The sequence below is a fragment of the Halovibrio sp. HP20-59 genome, assembly GCF_033052795.2.
Taxonomy (GTDB): Bacteria; Pseudomonadota; Gammaproteobacteria; order Pseudomonadales; family Halomonadaceae; genus Vreelandella.
In genome coordinates, this window is sequence record NZ_JAWJUW020000017.1 from 60,007 (window position 1) to 66,127 (window position 6,121).

At 52.0% G+C, this 6,121-nt stretch carries 7 protein-coding genes; all 7 read left to right on the forward strand.

The window, feature by feature from the left end; all coding sequences use genetic code 11:
- Window positions 1-28 precede the first annotated feature (28 nt).
- The 7 genes from rpsF to RZA33_RS16275 all read left to right on the forward strand — a co-directional run bounded on the left by rpsF (window position 29) and on the right by RZA33_RS16275 (window position 6,032).
- Window positions 29-406: a 30S ribosomal protein S6 gene (gene rpsF, locus RZA33_RS16245; RefSeq protein ID WP_007113338.1), complete on the forward strand. Its 378-nt coding sequence runs from the start codon at window positions 29-31 to the stop codon at window positions 404-406.
- A gap of 33 nt (window positions 407-439) precedes the next feature.
- On the forward strand, window positions 440-667 hold the full coding sequence (gene rpsR, locus RZA33_RS16250) for a 30S ribosomal protein S18 (protein ID WP_009097135.1): 228 nt from the start codon (window positions 440-442) through the stop codon (window positions 665-667).
- A gap of 12 nt (window positions 668-679) precedes the next feature.
- Complete coding sequence (locus tag RZA33_RS16255; protein ID WP_317508753.1) at window positions 680-1,531, forward strand: hypothetical protein; 852 nt, start codon at window positions 680-682, stop codon at window positions 1,529-1,531.
- Window positions 1,532-1,546: 15 nt separating this feature from the next.
- A complete protein-coding gene (rplI, locus tag RZA33_RS16260; RefSeq protein WP_317508754.1) occupies window positions 1,547-1,993 on the forward strand; it encodes a 50S ribosomal protein L9 in 447 nt (148 codons plus the stop codon).
- A 263-nt stretch (window positions 1,994-2,256) separates the two neighbouring features.
- A complete protein-coding gene (gene dnaB / locus RZA33_RS16265; RefSeq protein WP_317508755.1) occupies window positions 2,257-5,166 on the forward strand; it encodes a replicative DNA helicase in 2,910 nt (969 codons plus the stop codon).
- A gap of 64 nt (window positions 5,167-5,230) precedes the next feature.
- Window positions 5,231-5,524 carry a hypothetical protein gene (locus tag RZA33_RS16270; protein WP_146876398.1) on the forward strand — a complete coding sequence of 98 codons (294 nt, stop codon included), beginning with the start codon at window positions 5,231-5,233 and terminating at the stop codon, window positions 5,522-5,524.
- Between the two features lie 205 nt (window positions 5,525-5,729).
- Window positions 5,730-6,032, forward strand: coding sequence for a DUF6482 family protein (locus RZA33_RS16275; protein ID WP_317508756.1), 303 nt, complete (start codon window positions 5,730-5,732; stop codon window positions 6,030-6,032).
- The last annotated feature ends 89 nt before the right edge of the window (window positions 6,033-6,121 follow it).

The window sequence follows — 6,121 nt, forward strand, 5'->3', positions numbered from 1 at the left end:
GGAAGCTGTCAAACCGCAAGGAGATCCCATGCGTCATTACGAAATCGTGTTTATGGTCCACCCGGATCAAAGCGAGCAGGTGCCAGCGATGGTTGAGCGCTACACCAGCATCGTTACCGAAAACAGCGGCACTGTGCACCGTCTAGAAGATTGGGGCCGTCGTCACTTGGCTTATCCGATCAACAAGATCCACAAAGCCCACTACGTGCTGATGAACGTTGAATGCAGCGGCGAGACCCTCGATGAGATCGAGAATATCTTCCGTTACAACGACGCCATCATCCGCAGCTTGGTTGTACGCTGCAAAGAAGCCGTTACTGAAGCTTCACCGATGATGAAACCGGCAGAAGAAAAACGTCCGCGTCGCGAAGAAAAACCGCGCGCTGAAGAAGAAGAAACTGCCTGATTTTATTCACTGCACGTTTTAAGGAGCTAGTCCATGGCACGTTTTTTCCGTCGCCGTAAGTTTTGCCGCTTCACCGCTGAAGGCGTCAAGCAGATCGATTACAAAGATCTGGACACGCTGAAGGCTTACATCACCGAAACCGGCAAGATCGTCCCAAGCCGTATTACTGGCACCAAAGCACGCTATCAGCGTCAGTTGGCGACTGCTATTAAGCGCTCGCGTTACTTGGCACTGCTACCCTACTCCGATAGCCACCAGTAAGCGTTTAACGTGATGCTGGCACTAGCCCGATGGCTGATGCGGGGCACGCCTTACGCTGCCGGTGGCGCGGCCCTGGCAACCCTGGTGCCTTGGCTGTTCTGGTTAGGGGCAGCCATCGCCGCGTTGATGACGCTGCGTAAAGGCTTTGTGCCTGCGCTGCCGGTGATTCTTGCTGCTGCAGTTCCGGCTGGCTGGTGGTGGGTGCAGGGTGATGTGATTCCGCTTTCTAGCATTCTGCTGGTAACGCTGATGGCCGTTATTCTGCGCGAGAGGATGCGTTGGGGTGAAACGCTAATAGTGGGGACGCTTGTCGCCGCTGTTATGGTTCAGCTGGGCATCTTTAGTCCGCCGGGTGGTACGGAGCTAATGCTTGAGCAGTTGCGGGAAGGTTCGCAAGAAGTTGACCGCATGCTCACGGAATTCGCCAATCAGGGCTACGATACTCAAACCCTGGCTACGTTAGTAGTGGGTGGGGTGACCGGGTTTGTGGTGCTGTTGGCAGCAATCATGTGTTTGACACTCGCGCGGAGTTGGCAAGCTGGGTTGTACAACCCAGGTGGCTTTCGCGAAGAGTTTCATTCGCTACGCTTGACCCCTAAAGAACTGGCCGTATTGGCTGTGATTGGGGTAGTCGGCATGCTGTTGGGCGCTCACGCGCTGGCCATGCTTGGCTGGATTCCGCTGTTAGTAGCTGGCGTTGCGTTAGTGCACGGGGTTATTGGAATAAAGGGGATGAACGGGCTGTGGCTGGTGGCATTTTATGTGCTGCTAATCACGACCTGGCCCACGATTCTCATTGTGCTGCTGTTGGGGCTGATTGATACATTCGCGAACTTTCGCGCACGCCTTGCCCGCAGCAATTGACAAGAGGTTTACGAGATGGAAGTCATTCTGCTCGACAACATTGGTAAGCTGGGCGGCCTGGGTGACAAGGTCACTGTAAAGCCTGGTTATGGTCGTAACTATTTGGTGCCTTACGGTTTAGCCGTACCGGCCACCAAAGACAACGTTGAAGCATTTGAAGCCCAGCGTGCTGAGCTTGAAGCACAAGCCGCTGAGCGTAAGGCTGAAGCTCAAGCGCGTGCTGAGCAGCTTAACGACATCGAACTGTCTTTGGTTTCCAAAGCAGGCGACGAAGGCAAGCTGTTTGGTTCTATTGGCCCGCGTGATCTGGCCGACGCAATTTCCTCTGCTGGCATCGATATTGCCAAGAGCGAAGTCCGTATGCCAAATGGCCCGATTCGCCAAACCGGCGAATACGACATCGCTATTCACTTGCACGCTGAAGTGGATGCCGCTGTTCGCGTAGTGGTAGTTGCAGAATAGTTGCAGAGTAATTGAGAAAGTCATTAAGTTAGTCACGACGTAAAGCCGTCACTAGCTGCAGTTAATACAGCTGCCTCATAAGGCGCGGGTTTTGTCCCGCGCCTTATGTTTTTTGGTATTCGCTATTTCAGGATGTTGCCTAAATTATCTCACCCATCATGGTTGGGTATTTAAGACAACGTCTAGATCATGATGATAGTCGCACGGCATGGCAGCGGCTAAGATAAGCCTTTTCAATGGCGCCGTGTTTAAAGGAGCTCGCTATGCAGGACCAGCCTACTGCTGATACAGAAACGGCAGCGCTAAAACTGCCGCCGCATTCGCTGGAGGCGGAGCAGTCGGTATTAGGCGGGCTCATGCTGGACAACCAAGCCTGGGATAATGTCTCAGAGCGCTTAGTCGCGGATGATTTCTACCGCTATGAGCACCGTTTGGTGTTCAACGTGATGATTCATCTGGCTGAAGCCGGTCAGCCAATGGACGTGGTGACGCTTTCTGAAGCGCTGGAAGCGCGCGATCAGTTAGATACCGTGGGCGGGCTGGCTTTTCTGGCCGAGTTGGCGCGCAACACTCCTTCTGCCAGCAATATTCGCGCCTACGCCGATATCGTGCGCGAACGGGCAACGTTGCGTAAGTTGATCCGTGCCGCTAACCAAATTGCCGATAGCGCTTTTACCCCCCAGGGTCGCCCGGCTGATGAATTGCTTAACGAAGCCGAGCGGTTAGTGTTCCAGATTGCCGAGGAGCGCCCCAAAACCGGTGGCCCTATCGGCATGAGCGATCTGTTGACCAAAGCCGTCGATCGCATCGATGAGCTGTTTAACCTGAAAGGCGAAATGACCGGGCTTTCCACTGGTTTTCGTGATTTGGATGACATGACCACCGGGCTACAACCTTCGGATATGGTGGTGATCGCGGGTCGCCCCTCGATGGGCAAGTGTTTGATGAGTGGTTCGCGACTGGTAGACCCCCTAAGTGGCGCACTGGTCACGATTGACGAACTAGTGGCCCGCCAACAAGCGCCACTTATAACGTTGACTGATGACTTTAAGCTGAAGCAGTCTCAGGCATCGGCCTTTGTCGATGATGGTGAAAAGCCCGTTTTTCGTGTTCGTACCGCCACAGGCAGGGAAGTTGCGACAACGCTAACACACCCATTTTTAACCGGGGATGGCTGGCAGCCGCTGAAAAAAATAGTCGTCGGCGAACGTATTGCAGTGCCTCGTGAGATACCGGTGTTTGGTCATGAGGCAATGCCAGAGCACCAAGTGAAAACGCTGGCGTTTATGTTGGCCGATGGCGGTACAACCCAAAGCTGCCCAATGTTTACTAACAGTAGCGCGGAACTACGCGCTGACTTCACTGAGGCGGTGAGTCACTTTCCAGGTGTAACGTGTCGTTTGGTTGTATGTGGCGAACAAAACGTTGAGCGAACGCCTGTTTTGCGGGTGAGCCGGGATGCAGCACTTTTACAGCCACTACGGGAGCAGTTTTCACGGGCGGTACGTGAGCAGCTTCAGGCGAAAAGCCTGACGGGGGAGGCGCTTGCTGCGTTGCTAAACGTGAGTAAATCCGCAGTGAGTGCATGGTGCAATGGGAAATCTGTTCCCGCTCAGTCCACCTTTATGCCGTTTTGTGAGGCGTTGGGTATGCCTTTAACGAACGACTACTCTGCGTCTGACTATAGCGCTTTGGCAAAAAACGCCCCAAACCCTGTGAGACACTTTCTTGAAGTGCATGGAGTGTGGGCCAAAAAAGCATTACACAAGCGGGTGCCAGACTGCATATTTCGCTTACCTAAGCAGCAATTAGCCCTATTTCTAAATCGTCTCTTCGCCTGTGATGGCAGCGCCTTCGTACAGGCAAATGGCCAAGGCCGTATTAGCTATGCGTCATCAAGCCGCGAACTGATTCGCGATGTGCAGCATTTGCTATTGCGCTTTGGTATTTTGAGCAAAATTCGTGAGAAGCAGAACCGCTATGCCAATCTGCGCCAATCACCTTGGGAGCTTGAGATACTTGACCAGGCAAGCCAAAAGCGTTTTATCCAAGAAGTGGGTATCTTTAGCAAAGAGCAAGCATTAGAAGCGCTTAACATCTGTATTAGCTCCAAGCGTATGCATAGTAACCGCGACAGCTTACCTAAATCGGTCAATCGCTATGTGCTGGCAAAAAAAGGGCAGCGGTGTTGGCAAGAGCTGTTCGAACAATCGGGTGAGCCCTTGCCGGTGGGGTATAACGCGCATTTGTCAGGTCGTAGTGAGCGTTGTTTATCACGCCAGCGCGCTGCGGTGTTTGCACAACTATTTCAGGGGGATGCCTACCTCGAAAACCTGGCCTCATCGGATGTTTATTGGGATGAAGTTGTCGCCATTGAGCCGCTCGGCATGCAGCAGGTCTACGACTTGACGGTGGATGACACGCATAACTTCGTCGCGGAAGATATTTGTGTTCATAACACCACCTTCGCTATGAACTTGGTTGAACATGCGGTTATTTCCAGCGACAAGCCGGTCATGGTGTTTTCCATGGAGATGCCCGCCGAATCGTTGATGCTGAGGATGCTCTCATCCCTGGGCCGGATTGATCAAACCCGCGTGCGTACCGGTCAGTTGGAAGATGAGGATTGGCCGCGCTTAACGTCCGCGGTCAATCTGCTCAAAGATAAACAGCTGTTTATCGATGATACCGCGGCCTTGTCGCCTAACGAGATGCGCTCAAGATTGCGCCGTGTAGTGCGTGAACATGGCAATATTGCGCTGGTCATGATCGATTACCTTCAGCTAATGCAGATCCCCGGTTTTAGCGAAAACCGCACCGGTGAGATTTCTGAAATCTCGCGCTCCTTGAAGGGCTTAGCGAAAGAGTTTAATTGCCCTGTCGTCGCGCTTTCTCAGTTGAACCGTTCATTGGAGCAGCGTCCTAATAAGCGACCGGTGATGTCGGATCTGAGGGAATCGGGAGCGATTGAGCAGGATGCGGATGTGATCGCCTTCGTCTATCGCGATGAAGTCTATAACCCCGATAACCCGGATAACCAAGGTATTGCTGAGTTGATTATCGGCAAGCAGCGTAACGGACCGATTGGCACCGTGCATATGGCGTTTATTGGCAAATATACCCGCTTTGAAGATTTGGCTCCGGACAGTTACGGCGATTCCTTTGGCGATTAACTTGAGCATAAGAAGCGAGCTCGTATAATGCCCAATTTTGATAGTTAAATAACGGGAGAAGTAAATGGCAGGTGGATTTCGGCGCGGTAATCGACCGCGTCTTCCTAAGCTTGAAGGTCGCGGTGAGCTAGAAGCACTAGAGCGTGAAGGGCCTTTCAAAGAGTGGCTAGGTATGCCAGACCTTTATCGTTACCACTTGGTCGTGGAAGGTGAGAAATATAGCTACCAAACCGAAGATGGTGAGCTGCCGGTTAAGGTGGGAGATAAGGTGGTTTTTCGCTATAAAGAAACCAAGGGCGGCAATTGGATTGACCGCAACTCGCTTGGTAAAGCTATTGACCCTTCCGAGTACCAATGAGGCGCTTTTGGGCAACGCTTTGGCTAGGGCTTTCTTCTCTGGTCAGGTGATTTATTTCTAGGAACTCTCTTGTAATGTTGCCGTCATAGTAGGGATCTTATTTTATTGAAGAGCGTCATGGCACTGCAATAATAAGGCAACATAAATGACATAGGGTTCAGTCATTCTGTTCCCTATCGTCGTATCTATATAACAGGAGGGAACCATGGAGCTGAAAAACCTTAAGCAATTTGTCGCCAATAACGATAATTTTGAAATTCGCGTTATCACTCATTCAGGCAGCCGTTTTTATCAAATCGAGTTAGAAGACGTCGAAGGCGACCGCCATATGCTGATGCAGCGTGCTAAACCTATGCTGTTTCGCTCGCTAGATGATGTTTATATTGAGCTTAAACGTGCCAGTATTCATCGCGCTTACCTGGTGCAACACGTACCTCACGATGAAGTGATTGGTCGCGATGCGCACTACAGTGAACCGCTCACATCGCGTATGCCGTTAGTCTTCTGAGTAACCCATTCACTAGGGCCTGTTGACGTTTTGAGGGATAGCATTGGCAGGATAGGGGCAAACTCGCAGAATACAGGTTCCGACACCAA